Annotated in this window: 14 protein-coding genes; 7 read left to right on the top strand and 7 right to left on the bottom strand. The window is 59.0% G+C overall.

Annotated features, from left to right (window positions below; translation table 11 throughout):
- Positions 1–176 precede the first annotated feature (176 nt).
- Complete coding sequence (locus BKA12_RS10335; protein WP_183643449.1) at positions 177–914, bottom strand: IclR family transcriptional regulator domain-containing protein; 738 nt, start codon at positions 912–914, stop codon at positions 177–179.
- Positions 915–980: 66 nt separating this feature from the next.
- Here BKA12_RS10335 and BKA12_RS10330 point away from each other — a divergent pair, with 66 nt between their 5' ends.
- The gene (locus BKA12_RS10330; protein ID WP_183643446.1) at positions 981–2,177 is read left to right on the top strand and encodes an MFS transporter; all 1,197 of its coding nucleotides are present in this window, start codon (positions 981–983) and stop codon (positions 2,175–2,177) included.
- 85 nt (positions 2,178–2,262) lie between these two features.
- Here BKA12_RS10330 and BKA12_RS10325 read toward each other — a convergent pair whose 3' ends face one another.
- The 5 genes from BKA12_RS10325 to BKA12_RS10305 all read right to left on the bottom strand — a co-directional run bounded on the left by BKA12_RS10325 (position 2,263) and on the right by BKA12_RS10305 (position 8,288).
- Entirely contained in the window at positions 2,263–2,670 is a 408-nt protein-coding gene (locus tag BKA12_RS10325) for a DUF779 domain-containing protein (RefSeq protein WP_183644997.1), read from the bottom strand.
- 24 nt (positions 2,671–2,694) lie between these two features.
- Entirely contained in the window at positions 2,695–4,218 is a 1,524-nt protein-coding gene (gene exaC / locus BKA12_RS10320) for an acetaldehyde dehydrogenase ExaC (protein WP_183643443.1), read from the bottom strand.
- Positions 4,219–4,503: 285 nt separating this feature from the next.
- Entirely contained in the window at positions 4,504–5,751 is a 1,248-nt protein-coding gene (locus tag BKA12_RS10315; RefSeq protein WP_183643440.1) for an aminopeptidase P family protein, read from the bottom strand.
- A 169-nt stretch (positions 5,752–5,920) separates the two neighbouring features.
- Complete coding sequence (locus BKA12_RS10310) at positions 5,921–6,709, bottom strand: creatininase (protein WP_183643436.1); 789 nt, start codon at positions 6,707–6,709, stop codon at positions 5,921–5,923.
- Entirely contained in the window at positions 6,702–8,288 is a 1,587-nt protein-coding gene (locus BKA12_RS10305; RefSeq protein ID WP_221228078.1) for a purine-cytosine permease family protein, read from the bottom strand. The genes BKA12_RS10310 and BKA12_RS10305 overlap by 8 nt, the downstream gene beginning before the upstream one ends.
- Before the next feature lie 128 nt (positions 8,289–8,416).
- Between BKA12_RS10305 and BKA12_RS12655 the strand changes: the two genes are divergently transcribed.
- The gene (locus BKA12_RS12655; protein ID WP_183643433.1) at positions 8,417–9,922 is read left to right on the top strand and encodes a PucR family transcriptional regulator ligand-binding domain-containing protein; all 1,506 of its coding nucleotides are present in this window, start codon (positions 8,417–8,419) and stop codon (positions 9,920–9,922) included.
- A 22-nt stretch (positions 9,923–9,944) separates the two neighbouring features.
- On the opposite strand, the gene BKA12_RS10295 is transcribed toward BKA12_RS12655, so the two are convergent.
- Entirely contained in the window at positions 9,945–10,604 is a 660-nt protein-coding gene (locus BKA12_RS10295; protein WP_183643430.1) for a GntR family transcriptional regulator, read from the bottom strand.
- A 255-nt stretch (positions 10,605–10,859) separates the two neighbouring features.
- Between BKA12_RS10295 and glyA the strand changes: the two genes are divergently transcribed.
- Genes glyA through BKA12_RS10270 form a run of 5 tightly spaced genes read left to right on the top strand, consistent with a single transcriptional unit; the run spans position 10,860 to position 17,321 of the window.
- Complete coding sequence (glyA, locus tag BKA12_RS10290) at positions 10,860–12,233, top strand: serine hydroxymethyltransferase (RefSeq protein WP_183643427.1); 1,374 nt, start codon at positions 10,860–10,862, stop codon at positions 12,231–12,233.
- 2 nt (positions 12,234–12,235) lie between these two features.
- Positions 12,236–13,456, top strand: a complete 1,221-nt coding sequence (locus tag BKA12_RS10285; protein WP_183643425.1) for a sarcosine oxidase subunit beta family protein — start codon at positions 12,236–12,238, stop codon at positions 13,454–13,456.
- Positions 13,457–13,491: 35 nt separating this feature from the next.
- Positions 13,492–13,782, top strand: coding sequence for a sarcosine oxidase subunit delta (locus BKA12_RS10280; protein WP_183643422.1), 291 nt, complete (start codon positions 13,492–13,494; stop codon positions 13,780–13,782).
- Position 13,783: 1 nt separating this feature from the next.
- The gene (locus tag BKA12_RS10275) at positions 13,784–16,696 is read left to right on the top strand and encodes a 2Fe-2S iron-sulfur cluster-binding protein (RefSeq protein WP_183643419.1); all 2,913 of its coding nucleotides are present in this window, start codon (positions 13,784–13,786) and stop codon (positions 16,694–16,696) included.
- A complete protein-coding gene (locus BKA12_RS10270; RefSeq protein ID WP_338087502.1) occupies positions 16,686–17,321 on the top strand; it encodes a sarcosine oxidase subunit gamma in 636 nt (211 codons plus the stop codon). The genes BKA12_RS10275 and BKA12_RS10270 overlap by 11 nt, the downstream gene beginning before the upstream one ends.
- Positions 17,322–17,369 lie beyond the last annotated feature (48 nt).

Below are 17,369 nucleotides of genomic sequence, written 5' to 3'. Positions count from 1 at the left end.
CCTGTCCTTGACGTCAGAGTATGGCGACCGTTATCCGGTTGCCTGTGTCTTAACGAAATTGCCCTCGTGCTGCAGCAGTGGGGGATCCAGAAGGAACAATTTTGTTGCGTAAATCACAACACGGTTGCGTCTGAACGTCAATAGATCGGCAAATATTAATCTGCGGCAGCCCCGCATTACGCCTTTCCCGGGGCACCCATTCGCGCGGAAATCCGAGCCGCGCAGTCGCGTGTGGCCCGCCCCAAATCTGCCACGCGCTCCTCCGGCACGCGGTATCGCGGAGCCAACATGATGATGGCACCCACCACTTCCCCGCGATGGTCAAAGACCGGCGCGGAGACACCCACCTCGTCCGGTGAAGTGCGTCCGTAGTTAGCGAGATAGCCCTGCTCGGCCAGCTCTTTGAGCGTGGCCTTGGAGCGCGCCTTGGTTGGATTCGCATGCGATTCCAACACTTGCACTGACGCACTTTCATACGTGGAATAGCGCGTACCGAGTGCTGCCATGTGCTTGATCTGCTGCGGCGAAGGAACCTGCTCTACGGTCACAGACTCCGAGCCAGACCACACCTGGAGCGCCACGGACTCCTGAGTTTCCTCCGCGAGTTCGCGCATAAACGGCAACGCCAATCGGCGAATATCAAGGCCCGCGAGCAACGGTCCTGCGACACTAATGAGTCCCAGTCCCAGCCGGAACTTCCGGCTTTCCTCGTCCCGCTCCACGATTTCCAAGAGCTCGAGCGTGGACAAAATGCGGGACACGCTGGACTTGTGCAGTCCCACCCGCGCGGCGATTTCCGTGACGCCCAACAACGTCTGGTCCACCGTGAAGCACTTGAGCACTTCAAAAACATTCGCGATCACGGAAGACCCTTCGCGCGTCGCCTTTCCCGCCGCTGCGGCTTCTTCACTCACAAGGGCTCCTCACATCTACGGAACGTTGGTGCGGATTTCACAACAACTCACTGACAAGATGGTCACATGATTGCCAGAAAATATTGGTTAGGCGCCGCGCTATCGCTGTTGATGGTGGGCTGGGGCGCCAACCAATTCGCGTCCCTCTTGGCGCTATACCGCCAAGAACATGGCATCAGCGAGCTGGCCGTCACCGCCATGCTCGGCATTTACGTTTTAGGTTTGATCCCCGCGCTCTTGCGCGGCGGATCGCTGTCGGATCAGCGCGGCCGAGCCGGACTCACGCGCCTCGCCCTCGTTTTGGCGGTGGTCGCAAGCGTCCTCATGATCGGCGGCTCGGCTTGGTTGTGGCTGCTCTTCGTAGGCCGTTTCGTCGCGGGAGTCGCCACGGGACTCGCGATGGCTGTGACCACCAGTTGGGTGAAGGAACTTTCACAAGCACCGTACGACGACGCCGCCTTCAGCACCGGGACACAGCGCGGTTCGCTGTATTCAGCGAGCGGATTCATGCTGGGGGCCATCGTGGCGGGGCTACTTGCGTATTTCGCCCCCTTGCCGCAGGTGCTTCCATACGCGGTTCACATTGCACTCAGCTTGGTCATGCTTGCGGTCATCCGGGCGCTCCCGGAAACTTTGCACCCGCATCGCCAGGCCGCTCACGCCGCGCTTCCCACCAAGGACGTGGCGCTCTCAAAGCGTCGCTTCGGGCGCGTGGTGGGACCGGCAGCCCCATGGGTTTTCGGCTCCGTGACCACCGGCTTCGCGGTGGTTCCCGCCTTCATGGCCAACTACGGCGTGAACCGTTTGCTTTACGCCACCGCATGTGTGGCACTCGTACAAGGCTTCGGTGTCCTCATTCAGCCCTTGGCCCGAAAGCTGGACACCCCCACCAGTGCACGCGCTCTGTTAGTGGGAATGAGCACGTCAGCCCTTGGTTTAGGGGTATTCGCACTCGCTATGTGGCTCGAAAGTCCGGCGCTGGGGCTCCTCGCGTCCACTGTGCTGGGCTGCGCATACGGAACTCTCATGGTGTCCGGCCTTTTGGAAACCCAGCGACTAGCTCCCGTGGGTCAGCTGGGCAGCTACAACGGCAAGTACTACACCCTTGCTTACATTGGCTTCTTGGGCCCCGCCATTCTGGCGTTTGTAGGTATTTGGCTTTCACCATGGTGGCAACTCGGCCTTCTGGCCGTACTGCTTTCAGGCTCCATCGTTGCCGTCGCACTCAACTCGCGCACGGCACTCCCCCGCACGGCCGACTAAACCCAACCCCTGACACAACAGCACCTCCGCGCACCGAAAGCTGGTGTACGGAGGTGAGCTGCGTCGTCGTACTTATACGGCCCTATCAGGCGTCCATGATCGTACTGCGAATCAAGAATCGCTTTCCTTCCGGCGCCTCAACGGAGAAGCCGGCGCCGCGACCATTGACCACATCCACTGTGAGGTGAGTGTGTTTCCAGTACTCGAACTGCTCGCGGGACATCCAAAACCCAATGTTCCCCAAGACGGAATCGCCTTCCGGCGACGGAAGCTCGAACGTGCCCAACAGCACGTCCGAATCCCCCGTCTTGAAGTCTCCATCCGGGAAACACATAGGTGCGGAACCGTCGCAGCAACCGCCCGACTGGTGGAACATGAGGGGGCCGTGGATCCCCCAGAGTTTCTGCAGAAGCTCCACGGCTGCGGGCGTGAGCGCCACGCGCGAGACTTCCTCGCCTGCAATCTCCGGCCGAGCCTCAACACGTGTTGTCATCATGCCCTCCCTCAATTTTTCGGTTTAGAAGAAACCGAGCTTGTCTTCTGAGTAGGAGACCAAAAGGTTCTTGGTCTGCTGGTAGTGATTGAGCATCATGAGGTGGTTCTCACGGCCAATGCCCGAGGACTTGTAGCCACCGAACGCCGAGTGTGCAGGGTACGCGTGATACTGGTTGACCCACACACGGCCGGCCTGAATGTCACGGCCAGCACGATACGCAACGTTGCCATTGCGGCTCCAGACGCCAGCGCCCAAACCATAGAGGGTGTCGTTGGCAATGGAGATTGCGTCCGCGTAGTCCTTGAACGTCGTCACGGAGACCACAGGGCCGAAGATCTCTTCCTGGAAAATGCGCATTTTGTTCTGGCCGCGGAAAATGGTGGGCTGCACGTAGTAGCCACCTTCAAGGTCGCCACCGAGTTCGGCGCGACCGCCACCGGTCAACACCTGAGCACCTTCTTGGCGTCCAATATCCATATAGGAAAGGATCTTTTCGAGCTGATCATTGGACGCCTGAGCACCCATCATGGTGTCCGTGTCCAGCGGGTTACCCTGCTTGATGGCCTGCGTGCGAGCCACCACAGCCTCCAAGAACTTGTCCGCGATGGACTCCTGAATCAGCGCGCGGGATGGGCACGTGCAAACTTCGCCCTGATTGAGCGCGAAGAGCGTGAAACCTTCTTGAGCCTTGTCATAGAAGGCGTCGTCTGCGGACATGATGTCTTCGAAGAAGAGGTTAGGGCTCTTGCCGCCCAATTCGAGGGTGACCGGGATGAGGTTCTCCGAGGCGTACTGCATGATGAGTCGGCCCGTGGTGGTTTCGCCTGTGAACGCGATCTTGCGGATGCGCTTGTTGGAAGCGAGCGGCTTTCCGGCCTCGAGGCCAAAGCCATTCACCACATTGACGACACCCGGCGGGAGCAGATCGCCAATAATTTCGAAGAGGACAAGAATGCTGGCGGGCGTCTGTTCTGCTGGCTTGAGGACCACGGCGTTGCCTGCCGCGAGCGCCGGTGCGAGCTTCCAGACGGCCATCAGAATGGGGAAGTTCCAAGGGATGATCTGGCCCACGACGCCGAGTGGCTCGTGATAGTGGTAGGCCGTGGTGTTGTCATCGAGCTGCGAGAGCGAGCCCTCTTGAGCGCGAATGGCGCCGGCAAAGTAACGGAAGTGATCAATCGCTAGTGGAATGTCCGCGTTCAGAGTTTCACGGACGGCCTTGCCGTTGTCCCAAGATTCTGCGACGGCGATGAGCTCAAGATTCTCTTCCATGCGGTCGGCGATCTTGTTGAGGATGACGGCGCGTTCAGCGGGGCTCGTCTTGCCCCATGCTGGTGCGGCTGCGTGGGCGGCATCAAGCGCGGCTTCAATATCCTCAGGAGTACCGCGGCCAACTTCGCAGAACACCTTGCCGTTAATAGGGGACACATTCTCGAAGTACTGTCCCTTGATAGGGGCCTTCCATTCGCCGCCAATGTAGTGCTCGTAGCGGCTCTTGAAGGTAACGACCGAACCCTCAGTTCCAGGGTTTGCGTAAACGGTCACGTTTGCTCCTTTGCGTCGTCGCGGCCGGCGCTCCGTTCGCTGGCACCACCACGTAAGTGTGAGCCTAGTCACATTTCATCCCACGCAACAGGAAATCCTCAAACTCTCAACCGAAACTCAGAAAGTTCACCGCTTGGCGCGCGTTCACTACCGTTCGTCGACCAAGATTCGGAAAGTGCCCCAAATATGACGATTTCCGAAGGGATTTCCCCAAACCAAAGAGCCCCCGCTTCACGGATCTCCCGAAAGAGATGCGTAAGGCAGGGGCCCAGCGGAGCCTCTTAATTAGGCATCGATGATGTTGTGCTCCGGACCGAAGCCGAACTTCGTGATGTTCTCTGCGCCGTCTTCGCCGACAACGAGGATGTCGTGCTCACGGTAGCCACCGGCGCCTGGCTCGCCGTCCATGACCGTGATCATTGGTTCCATGGAGACCACCATGCCCGGCTCCAACACGGTGTCGATGTCTTCGCGCAACTCCAGGCCCGCTTCGCGGCCGTAGTAGTGCGAGAGAACACCGAAGGAGTGTCCGTAGCCGAAGGTGCGGTTCGGGAGCAATCCGTAACCGATGTAGATCTCGTTGAGTTCAGCCGAGATGTCCTTGCAGACAGCGCCTGGCTTGATGAGCTCGAGACCTGCGCGGTGTACCTCAACGTTGATGTTCCACAATTCAAGGGAACGCTCGTCCGGCTGGCCCAAGAACATGGTGCGCTCAAGAGCGGTGTAGTAGCCGGAGGTCATTGGGAAGCAGTTGAGGGAGAGGATGTCGCCCTTCTGCAACTTACGGGTGGTGGCCCAGTTGTGAGCGCCGTCCGTATTGATGCCGGACTGGAACCATACCCAGGTGTCGCGGATTTCCGAATCTGGGAACGTGCGAGCGATCTCGTGCGTCATGGCCTCGGTGCCGATGAGAGCAACTTCGTACTCGGTGATGCCTTCGCGAATAGCAGCCTTGATGGCCTCGCCACCCAAGTCGCCGATGCGTGCACCGTGCTTGATGACCTCAATTTCCTCGGCGGACTTGATCATGCGCTGGCGCATGGCTTCCTTGGAAATGTCAACCAACTCAACACCTGGGAACTGTGCCTGCAACTTTGCGTGCTGGTCCAAGGTGAGGAAGTCGGACTCGATGCCGAGGCGCTTCGGGGTGATAGCGCGCTGTGCCAAAGCCTCAGCGATCGCGAACTGGTAGTTGTCACGCTTCCAGTCGGTGTAAACCAAGTTGTCACCGTAGGAGCGGCGCCATGGCATGCCGGCGTCGATGTTGGCGGTCACGGAGACGGAATCCTGTGGGGTAACCACGAGTGCGTAGGCGCGGCCGAAGGTGGTGAAGAGGAAGTCCGAGTAGTACTTGATGCCGTGGTATGAGGTGAGCACGGTGGCTTCGAGGCCCTTATCCTCCATGATCTTGCGCAGACCGTTGAGCCGGCGCTCCATTTCAGCGTCGGAGAAGGTCAAGGAAACCTTTTCACCGTTGTGAAGAACTTTGGTGCGCTCGAGTTCGGCGATGGACGATGCTGGGATGGTGGTCATTTCACTCTCCTATGAGTTGAGTAGATGTTGCAATTTTTACTACGGTGTTGCGATTATCACAACATGATTGGAGGTATTGGTCAAGGGGTTTCGGTGATATTTCTTCGACGCCCTCGTTCCGCACAGCGGAGTCGGCTTCTCTACGACTGCGTGCGGAACAAGAGGAGCGTCAGAGCGCCACTGCTTCGTGGAGCTCGAAGGCGAGGTCGGAGGAAATAGCTGACACGACGTCGTCGTACAACAATTTCCCCTTCTCAGCGCTTGCCCCGTCCGGAGCCGAGAGGCAACCGGACCGCGGGGTGCGCGCTGCAACCACAGGCAGGCGATCGAATTTGGGTAGGACAGCTGCGGGGCCCACGGGGGCTCGGGACATGTCCACCGAGTTGGGTGACAAGTGCAGCATGAGCGCCGTTTCCAGAACCCCACCGTGCTCAATGTCCCAGCCGGGGAAGCCCTGCGGATATACCTGCGCCAGGGTTTCTTCGCCGACGTAGTCCCAGTAGGACAACAAGAGGCCAAAGCGGTCCCCCAACTGTTCTCTACTAAGAGACTCCATCGCGAGGTCAATGCCCTCATATAAGAACTGATAGTTCTCGTAGTGACCATTCAGGAAGATGATGTGCTCAAACCCTTGCTTGAGGTAAGAGGTCACCAGGTCCTTGGTCTGAGCAATGACCGTGGCTGCAGACAAGCTGGAGGTGCCAATCAGATGGTTTCCACCACCCGACTTTTGCTGTGATTTATATCCGTAAGCAAAGGCCGGCGCCACAAGCGCTCCGAGCTCCCGAGCCACACCTTCCGCAATCTTGGTGGACAGGATTGCATCGGTACCGAGAGGCAAGTGTGGACCGTGCTGCTCGAGTGAACCCACCGGGATGATAAGCGTGAGCTTTTCGTTCGCGAGCCGTTCGCGCAGCGAATGCGCGTCCAGCTGGTCCAAGAAGATCTGCTTAGTCATGCTTCGCAGCTCCAACCACTGGCTCTTCGACCAGGATGGTCTCAGTTGGAACGACTTCTTCATCGTTGAGTGAATCGTCCGTCGCGTCACCATGGAGGTGCAGAGCATCTTGAGCCGTCATGTTGTCACGGATTCCCACCGGCACACCTTCGTGAAGGCGTTCCTTCCAGCGGCGACGCCCTAGAAAGTAATAGAGGCCCGCAGCGGTGACAGTTCCACCAAGCCAGCTGAAATCGATGCCTCCAACCGCACGTGCGATAGGCCCCTGGAGTGCCTCGGTGGATCCATACATGCACATCCACGTCATGATGATGCCTGCGAAGAAGGAGATGAAAGCTACCGGGTTGACTGCTTTGAGGCTGGTGTCCCCCGGCGGGAAGAACAAGTAGTTGTAGTTCTTGTGCTTGCGTTCAAAGATGAAGTAGTGAACGGCCATGATGCCGCCCCACGTGGCCACCCATGCCGCGATCGCGATGATCCAGTTGTGGAGCAAGTGAGCGAAATCTGAGGCAAAGAGGAAGCCAATGACAGCAGCCATGGACAAGAAGCCCACGAGGATGGAGATCTTCTTACGAGATACCCGAATATCGAGTGACTGTGTGGCCACCGTGAAGGTGTAGAGGTTGATGATGTTGGTGGCGATAGGCCCGTGGATCACCAGAAGGATGACTGGAATAGCCATGGCACCGAAGTTGTACACAATGAGCTCGCCTGGGTCAGCATGTCCATTGCGGGTGGCCAACGAAGCACCCAAGACGCCAAGCCAGACCACAGGAAGGAACTGGCCCAAGACTGACACCAGGTAGAGCTTGGACTTAGCCACCTTGCGAGAGACAAAGCGTGAGTAATCGGGAGCGTAGGTGAACCAACCGATACCCCAACCAATGCCTATGGCGGTCATGATGGAAGACATGGCGGCAATACGGGGCATTCCGGTGAGCTCCTGGCCAGCAGGACCCGCGTAGGACCAGTCGATAGGAAGCTGCGTCCACGCGATGATGGACATGATCACCAAAACAACGATGGTTGGCGGCATGGTGATGCGCTCAAAGAGAGCGATTGCGCGGTAACCGCGGTAGCAAATAGCAACCTGGATGGCCATAATGACCGCCGCTGTGGCGATGCGCCAGACCAAGTTCTGCGCTTCAGGATCTACCCAACCAACGAGGCCGAACAGAGCCATGACGAGGTCCAAGATGACCCAGGTATTGACTGCCGACCAGCCGATGGCGATGACCGCCTGAATCGCTGCCGGCAAGTAGGCGCCACGGCGGCCGAAGGCGCCGCGAGCGAGGATCATGCCGGTGGCACCAGTCTTCTGTCCCAAAAGGACGAAGAAGCCGAAGCCCAGCATGCCGATTATGTTTCCAAGCACTAGGACAATGATGGTGTCCGAGAAGCCAAGGCCCAGCTGAATGCCGAGAGCTCCTAGGATCCAGTTGATGGGGGCAACGTTGGCGCCCGCCCAGATCCAGAATTGGCCCGAAAGCTTGGTAGTGCGGGAAGACTCCGGCACCGGTTGAAGCATGTCTTCAACTTCGCCGGTGGCCTTCTCTGAATCCGTCGCCACAGTCTTCATATTGACTCATTTCGCGTGGGAGGTAAGGGGATGACTCTTCGAGACTAGTGAGTGACGCACCCCACACTCTATATACATTTAGCCTATTGTTAGAGCAATAACAGTAGACAGAAAGTAACCTCAGTACCGTGATCTCTCTTGTTGATGTGCTCAATTGGCCCGCTTTTGAAGCAGCCCATCCACTCCATTCCATGTCGACCCAAGAACTCGCTGAGATTGAGATCCGATGGGTGCACTCCTCCGAAGTAGCGGATATCGCCGAGCTACTCCATGGAGGCGAACTCCTACTCACAGCGGGCACCGCTATTCGCAAGGCATCCGCGGAGGCGCTCAGCAATTACCTGCACTCGCTCGCAAAACGGGGCATCGCTGCTGTCGCCGTGGAAACGGTGAATTGGACGGAAAGCGCACGCACGCGCTTAGTGGAATCAGCACACCAGGCACACGTTTCCCTTCTGGAACTGCGCGCGGCAGCACCTTTCGTGGATATCGCCGAACACATCAACTCCATGATTGTGAATAAGCAAGCCCGCATGCACGTGGTGGTGGATGAGCTCTCCCGGAAACTCTCTGAGCTCATTTCCAGTTCCCTCCACCCCGACCTGACCCTCATCATGGATGTCATTGCTCAAACCCTCAAGTCAGATGCAGTTCTCTACGACCACTCGGGAGAAATCCTCGCCCAATCATCATCGAGGATCGGTGCCGGCACCACGGATGGGGCGATCAAAGAACTACGGCGCGCGGACGCCGTCGTCGTCATTGCCGGAAATATCACCGCAAGACTGGAACTCACCGCCACTACGCAACCTGTTGAACTACTCCAATCCGCAGCCTCCAGGACGGCTGAAGTTCTCTCGATTGCGCTTGCGCACTTGCTGCGCCCCTCGCCGTCGCACGCGGCGGAGCAACGCCTTATTCGCGCCATCATTGACGACGCGCTTTACGCCACGCTCGCGAGTTTGTGGGGCCGCGCAAACGTTCCAGTGGGACCATTCATCACTTTTGTGGTGCGGCCGTTCAACACGGGAATGCTCAACACCAGCCTCTACACGGCCGTCCGCAAAGTACTAGGACACGGGGCCATGGATAGCGTCGGCACTGACTTGATTGGCGTTTTTGCTCTACCCGCAGAGGGGACACGTGCAGCTCGCGAAAAGTTCGCCGCCACATTGAATGCAATCGCAACCAAGATTCCCTCGCGCGCCGTCGTGGGGTCCTTGAGCTGGAATCAGACTTTCGCTCACTTGTCCTACGTGGACGCATTAGCAATCCTCGATGACGAGAGCTTTAGCAATGCCGGCCTCCTAGACGCCATGAGTCACTATTCAGTGCGCGCCCTTCAGCATCTGGAAAACCAGTACTTCTCTCGCGGATTCCTTCACGCCCAGATCGAGCCCTTGCGGCTCTGGGATGAAAAGCATGGAACTCAACTCATCGAGACTCTTGCCATGTGGCTCGACTGCGCTTGCAACACCACGGAAACTGCGGCGCTTCTCCACATCGAACGGCAAACCATGCACAAGCGCCTCGCCAAGATTTTCGAACTTCTCGAAGGCGATCCCCGGCATGACGCGGATTTGCTAGGGCTACACATGGCCGTGCGGATGTTTCAACAGCGAACAAACCTTTAGCGAATTGCTGCGTGACTAAGAACTAAAGCGCCCTGCGCATCGCCATTTCGAAATTTTGCACGTGATCCCGGACAAGCTGCTCAGCCTTATCTGCGTCGCCGGCCACAATGGTGCGAAGCAACGTTGAGTGCTCTCGAACGTGCTCTCCCACCGACGGCAATCGGTCAAAGACCATCACCCAGATGCGTGTCACTAGATTGTCCAAGCGCACGAGCGGCTCTTCCATATGCGGATTGTCCACGGCGCTGTAGATGAGCCGATGCACGGCGAGGTCATATTCGAGAAGATCGCGGTTGGACATCGCGTCAACATCTAGGGATTCGATCTGTTCCGCTTTCTCCAGTAGCTTCTGACGGATTGCGGACGGCGCGTTGGTTGCGGCCCGAGCTGCGGCCAACGGTTCCAACGCGCGGCGCACATCTGAAATGGAGGCGAGGTCTTTGATGTCCACAGCGGTAGCGAAGGTGCCGCGCCGCGGATAGGACACTACCAAGTGATCAACTTCGAGTTTCTTCAAAGACTCTCGAATAGGCGTGCGCCCAATCCCCAACTCCGCCGCGAGCGCACCCTCGTTGATGGGTGCGCCTGGAGGAATTTCCAGCATGACGAGTCGGTCCCGCAAGATCTCGTAGGCACGCTCAGCTAGCGACACATACCCACCCGTTTCTTCGGTGGAATTCATAGAAAATCCCTCCCCACTTCGTTTCTCGTTGCCAGTAGTTTCAAGGGTTACCCCACCGTCAATTACGACGACGCTGGCTCGCTTTCCGGCCGCAGCTTTCGTGTGTGAGCGTCGTCATATTTCAGTTTCGGCACATCGGGTATTGACCCAGTGTGACCTCCACCATACTATTATCTCACAGTTGATATATCAGTTGACGACGAATCGTCGACGTGACTATCCCCTAAATTTCCACCACGATCAAAGGGAAAACTCATGACCCAGCAGTTCACCGAACGGGCCGAGAGCAACACCGCGACTCTGGCCAACGTGCTCAATGAAGACCTCGTTCAGCTTGATCCACAGATTTCTGAGCTGATCGACCTCGAACTCAAGCGCCAGCAAGACACCCTGGAAATGATCGCCTCGGAAAATTTCGCACCCGTTGCCGTGATGCAGGCGCAAGGAAGCGTTCTGACTAACAAGTACGCCGAAGGGTACCCGGGCAAGCGCTACTACGGTGGCTGCGAATACGTAGACCAGGTTGAAACCATTGCTATCGAGCGTTTGAAGCAGCTCTTCGGCGCTGAGTTCGCTAACGTTCAGCCACACTCCGGAGCGCAGGCTAACGCATCTGTCATGCACGCGCTCATCAAGCCAGGCGACACCATCTTGGGCCTCAACTTGGCACACGGCGGTCACTTGACGCACGGCATGAAGATCAACTTCTCCGGACGTTTGTACAACGTTGCTGCATACGGCGTGAGCGAAGATACCCACGTCATTGATATGGACGAAGTAGAGCGCATCGCCCAGGAGAGCCAGCCAAAGCTCATCATCGCCGGCTGGTCCGCATACCCACGCCAGTTGGACTTCGCTCGCTTCCGCGAAATCGCTGACTCAGTAGGCGCCTACCTCATGGTGGATATGTCCCACTTCGCAGGTCTTGTTGCTGCCGGCTTGCACCCCAACCCAGTGCCTCACGCACACGTTACTTCTACCACAACCCACAAGACCCTCGGCGGTCCTCGTGGCGGCGTGATCCTCACGAATGATGCTGACATCGCTAAGAAGATCAACTCGGCCGTATTCCCAGGCCAGCAGGGTGGCCCGCTTGAGCACGTGATCGCTGCAAAGGCTGTGGCCTTCGGCGTTGCCTTGAGCGACGGCTTCAAGGATCGCCAGGAGCGCACGTTGCGCGGCTCCAAGATTCTCGCTGAGCGCTTGAGCCAGCAGGATGTCCAAGATGCCGGCATCTCCGTGCTCACCGGAGGCACGGATGTGCACTTGAACTTGGTGGACTTGCGCCACTCCGCGCTTGACGGACAGCAGGGCGAAGACCTCTTGCATGAGGTTGGCATCACGGTCAACCGCAACGCGGTGCCGTTCGATCCCCGTCCACCTATGGTTTCCTCGGGATTGCGCATCGGTACGCCGGCGCTTGCAACCCGTGGTTTCGACGACGACGCTTTCAGTGAAGTCGCCGACATCATTGCCCAAGCATTGGTGATTGGTGCTCAGCGCGCCGCCGCCAACGAAGACAACGGCAATGCCGCTAGCGACGCGACGAACGATCTCGAATCTCTTCGTACCCGCGTGCGCGAACTCGCTCAGCGTTTCCCTCTGTACCCACATCTCACGAAAGGCTAAAGATGGACCAGCGTCATCTTCCGGAACACCCGGACTTCTTGTGGAGCAACCCTGAGCCGAAGGACAGCTACGACGTCATCATCATCGGTGGCGGCGGACACGGTCTCGCGACTGCTTACTACCTGGCCAAGAACCACGGCATCACCAACATTGCCGTCCTGGAAAAGGGTTGGCTCGCCGGCGGCAACATGGCCCGAAACACCACCATCATCCGCTCCAACTACCTGTGGGACGAATCCGCAGCGATCTACGAGCACTCCCTCAAGTTGTGGGAAGGTCTCGAAGAAGAACTCGGCTACAACATGTTCTTCTCCCAGCGCGGCGTGATGAACTTAGCCCACACCCTTCAGGACGTGCGCGACTCCGTGCGCCGCGTGGAGGCCAACCGCCTCAACGGTGTGGACGCCGAGTGGATTGACCCCAAGCAGGTCAAGGAACTCTGCCCGATCATCAACATCAACGACGACATCCGCTACCCCGTCATGGGCGCCACCTACCAGCCACGCGCTGGTATCGCGAAGCACGACTGGGTGGCTTGGGGCTACGCTCGCCGCGCTTCCGAGCTCGGCGTGGACCTCATCCAGAACTGCGAAGTCACCGGCTTCATCAAGGATGGCGACAAGGTCACCGGCGTTAAGACCACGCGCGGAAACATCAACGCTGGCAAGGTAGCGCTGTGCGCCGCCGGCCACACCTCGGTATTGGCTGACATGGCGGGCTTCCGCGTGCCGATCCAGTCTCACCCGCTCCAGGCTTTGGTCTCCGAGCTGCACGAAATCATCCACCCAACGGTGGTGATGTCCAACCACGTGCACGTCTACGTTTCTCAGGCTCACAAGGGCGAACTCGTGATGGGTGCAGGCGTTGACACGTTCAACGGCTATGGTCAGCGTGGTTCCTTCCACGTGATTGAACACCAGATGTCCGCTGCTGTGGAACTCTTCCCAGCTTTCTCTCGTGCTCACTTGCTCCGCACGTGGGGCGGCATTGTGGACGTCACCATGGACGCTTCGCCAATCATGGGCAAGACGCCGATCGACAACATGTACATCAACTGTGGTTGGGGTACGGGCGGCTTCAAGGGCGTCCCGGGCGCTGGTTGGGCGTACGCGCACACCATTGCAAACGATTCTGCTCACGAGACGAACTCCGCGTTCGGCCTGGAGCGTTTCGAAACCGGCAACCTCATCGACGAGCACGGCGCAGCAGCCGTTGCCCACTAATAGTGGTCACTGACTAAGGATTAACAGGAGCAATCATGCTGATCATCGAGTGCCCATTTTGTGGGCCACGCAATGAGACGGAATTCCACTACGGCGGACAGGCACATATCGCCTACCCCGAGGATCCACACGCTTTGAGCGATAAGGAATGGGCCGAGTACCTGTTCTACCGCGACAACCCTAAGGGCGAATACGCCGAACGCTGGAGCCACTCTGCTGGCTGCCGCAAGTGGTTCAACGCGATCCGCGACACCCGCACGTACGAGATCTCCGCGGTCTACAAGGCCGGAGAACCTCGCCCCACTTCAACCCCTGCAGGAGCCTGACATGACAGCTCAGAACAACCGCTTGGCAAGCGGCGGCGTTGTCAACCGCGACGCATCCCTCTCCTTCACCATCGACGGCCAGCCATTCACGGGCTTCGAGGGTGACACCGTAGCTTCCGCATTCCTCGCTTCCGGCCAGGTTCGAGTTGGCAACTCGATCTACTTGGGCCGCCCCCGTGGCGTCTTGTCCGCTGGCGTCGAAGAGCCAAACGCCTTCGTCATGGTCAAGGGCGAGCACAACGAATCCATGCTTCCCGCCACCTCGCTGGAGCTCAAGGACGGCATGGAGCTGGTCTTCCAGGATGGCCTCGGCGATCTGGACCAGCGCAAAGACACGGCTGAATATGACAAGAAGCACGTCTTCACCGACGTCCTGGTCATCGGCGCCGGTCCTGCAGGTCTGGCAGCTGCGAGCGCAGCCGCCAAGACCGGCCAGCGCGTTATGCTTCTGGAGCAGGACTTCGCCCTCGGTGGCGATCTCCTCTCGGCTAACGCTGATGAGACCGTCAACGGCCAGTCCGCCGCTGACTATCTTGCAACCGTTTCTGCTGAACTTGAAGCAGCCGCAAACGTCACGGTGCTGACCCGCACGTCGGCTTTCGGCTCTTATGACAACAACTTCGTGATCGCACTGGAAAAGCGCGTTTCCCAGAACCCGAACGCTTCCCGCCAGCGCTTGTGGCACATCACCGCCAAGCGCGTGGTGCTCGCCGTGGGTGCCATGGAACGCCAGATTGTGTTCGCGAACAATGATGTCCCCGGCGTCATGCTCGCTTCCGCAGTGCGCACCTACATCAACCGCTACGGCGTCCTCCCGGGCAAGAACGCGGTAGTCTTCACCACCAACGATTCCGCTCAGGCAACCGGCAAGGCTCTCGAGTCCGCGGGCGCTACGGTCACCGTGGTTGACGCTCGCGAAGGCGAAGCCGTCGTGGACGTCAAGTCTGACGGCAACCGCGTCACGGGCGTCAGCATTGCCCCAATCAACGAACTCGGCGACATCACGGGCGACGTTCGCGAAGTTGCAGCTGACCTCGTTGCTGTCTCCGGCGGCTGGAGCCCAACGGTGAACCTGCACAGCCAGCGCCAGGGCGTCATGCACTGGAACAACGAGCTCGCAGGCTTCATCCCTGAGCCCACCGTCAAGAACCAAACCCTCGCCGGCGCTGTCAACGGAACCTACTCGCTCGAAGCGAGCATCGCAGAAGGTAAGGCTGTGGGCGAGACGGGAGCTGCGTCGTCGTCCTCTATTGAAGAACGTGCCCGCATTGCCGGAACCACCCTGCAACTGTGGACCGTCGCCTCACCAAGCGGTGAATGGGATCAGCACTTCGTGGATCCGCAGCGTGACAACACGGCGAAGGATATTCTGCGCGCAACGGGCGCTGGCATGCTCTCTGTTGAGCACGTCAAGCGTTACACCTCGATTTCTACGGGTGTGGATCAGGGCAAGATCGGTGGCGTTAACACCATCGGTATCCTGACTCGTTTGCTCAAGGGCGAGGACGCTCGCGCGATCGCCGGCGGCCAGCCAGGTCAGGACTCCACGGGCGGCGCCGAATCCGGCTCCATCAACGACGGCGGCGAGGCAGTAGAAGCCAAACCAAAGCCAGTGGCACCGGGCCTCTTCGGCACCACCACCTTCCGCGCACCTTTCACGCCAGTGGCATTCGCGGCCCTCGCCGGCCGCAGCATTGGCGAGCTCTACGATCCAGCCCGCACCACCGCCGCTCACTCGTGGCACGTGGCACACGGCGCGAAGTTCGAGGACGTGGGACAGTGGAAGCGCCCGTGGTTCTACCCTCAGGGGTCCGAGGACATGGATCAGGCAGTGGCGCGCGAATGCATCGCCGCTCGCGAATCCGTGGCCATGATGGACGCCTCCACGCTCGGCAAGATTGAGATCCGCGGCAAGGATGCGGCTGAATTCCTCAACCGCATGTACACCAACCCGTTCCTCAAGTTGCCAGTAGGCAAGGGCCGTTACGGCATCATGTGCTCCCCTGACGGCATGGTCTTTGATGACGGCGTCACCCTCCGCTTGGCCGAGGACCGCTTCTTCATGACCACCACCACGGGCGGCGCCGCGAAGGTGCTGGACTGGCTCGAGGAATGGTCCCAGACCGAGTGGCCAGAGTTGGATGTCTTCTTCTCATCCGTCACGGAGCAGTGGGCAACCACGGCCGTGGTGGGCCCGAAGTCCCGCGACGTCATCGCGAAGGTGGCACCGGATCTGGACGTCTCCAAGGAAGGCTTCGGCTTCATGGAGTTCAAGGAGACCGTGCTGGCAAACGGCATCCCAGCCCGCATTTGCCGCATCACCTTCTCCGGCGAACTCGCCTTCGAAGTCAACGTGCCAACGGCCTACGGCCTCAAGGTGTGGGAAGACATCTTCGCAGCAGGCGAGGAATTCAACATCACCCCTTACGGCACCGAGACCATGCACGTGCTGCGCGCTGAAAAGGCTTACCCGATTGTTGGCCAAGACACGGACGGCACCGTCACGCCTCAGGACCTCAACATGGATTGGATTGTTGGCAAGAACAAGGAATTCGTTGGAAAGCGTTCCTTCTCTCGCCTCTCCCACACGGACACCGTCCGCAAACAGCTCGTTTCCGTGCTGCCACTGGACAAGTCTCTCCGCTTGCCGGAAGGCACGCAGATTGTCCGCAAGGAAGACCTCGGCGACTACGACGGCACGGGCCTCCCGTCCGCGCCGATCCCGATGGTGGGCCACGTGACCTCTTCTTACCACTCCCAAGCACTGGGCCGCTCGTTCGGCCTCGCGCTTCTCAAGGACGGGCTCAACCTGATTGGCACCCAATTGGTGGCCTCGTTCGAAGGCCGCTTCGCAGACGTCGAAGTTGGCAACACCGTACTCTTCGATCCTGAAGGAGCTCGCCGTGACGGCTGAAACCGTTTCCCTCGCCCCGCATCAAGTACAACCGTCCGCTGATGTTCTCGCTTACCGAGTGAGCCCCGCCGCTCACTTGGCGGACCGCATGGTTGCGGGTTCCTCTGCAGCCGTGGCGCTCAAGGAGGTGCCTTTCTCGCAGCAGGTGGGTCTTCGTGCCGCGAACGACGACGCTCGTTCGGCTTTCGAAGGCGTCCTCGGTGCCGCTTTGCCCACCACCGTGGGCTCTCGCGTGGCTCTTCCTTCGGGAGGTTCCGTAGTGTGGCTTTCCCCTGACGAGTTCTTGGTCATTGCGCCTGATGCCGCTCCTGGCGAGGAACTGTTGTTCTCTCGCTTGGAAGCTGCACTGGGTTCTTTGTCCGGTCAGGTGGTGGAACTCTCCGCCAACCGCACCATCTTGGAGCTCTCCGGTGAGTCTTCTCGCGAAGTTCTCGAGAAGACCATCCAGCTGGATCTTCACGATTCTGCCTTCCCTGTTGGCCACACCGTCCAGACGTTGCTTGAAAACACGGGCATCATTCTCTCCCGCACGGAAGAGAACACCTGGCAGGTCATTCCACGCGCATCCTTCACCGTGCACATCGCCGGCTGGTTGCTTGATGGAATGCGTGAGTACGCGTCCTAGCGTTTCTCACTCCTAAAACTAGGGAGCGCGTGTCGCTGTGGGGTGCAC

Origin of the sequence: Neomicrococcus lactis, assembly GCF_014200305.1 — a bacterium.
Taxonomy (GTDB): Bacteria; Actinomycetota; Actinomycetes; order Actinomycetales; family Micrococcaceae; genus Neomicrococcus; species Neomicrococcus lactis.
Note: the sequence above shows the minus strand (reverse complement) of the source record. Positions and strands in the feature narration are given on the sequence as shown.